The organism is Citrobacter sp. VF227 (assembly GCF_052950715.1).
Map to the genome: position 1 here is coordinate 1 of NZ_JBRFVF010000392.1, position 468 is coordinate 468.

The 468-nt window shown below is 70.5% G+C and carries 1 protein-coding gene; it reads right to left on the minus strand.

The features are described from left to right. On the minus strand, positions 1-468 hold a 468-nt coding region (locus ACU8YC_RS26920), incomplete at both ends, for a pyridoxal phosphate-dependent decarboxylase family protein (protein WP_446896248.1).

Consider the following 468-nt stretch of genomic DNA (forward strand, 5'->3'; position numbering starts at 1 on the left):
CGATCTCCGGCAGCGGGTCGATGCTGCCGAAGTCGGTGGTGCCGGCGGTGGCGACTACGGCCATGGGCAGCTCGCCCAGGCGCTGACAGTCCGCCAGCGCCTGGGCCAGCGCCGGCACGCTCATGCATTGGGCGCTGTCGGTTTCGATGCTGCGCACGGCGTCGTAGCCCAGCCCCAGCAGCGCGGCGGATTTCTGCACGCTGAAGTGGCTGGCGCGGGAGGCGAAGATGCGCAGTCGGCCCGCGTCCGGCGGTAGCCCCTGCTGGAGGTTGCTGCCGTGGCCGGGCAAGCGGTTGCAGACGTGCTCACGGGCCAGCAGCAGCCCCATCAGGTTGGACTGGGTGCCGCCGCTGGTGAAGACGCCGTCGGCCTGATTGCCGAGGCCGATGCGCGCGCAGGTCCAGTCGATCAGGCGTTGTTCGATCAGCGTGCCGCCGGCGCTCTGGTCCCAGGTGTCCAGCGAGGAAT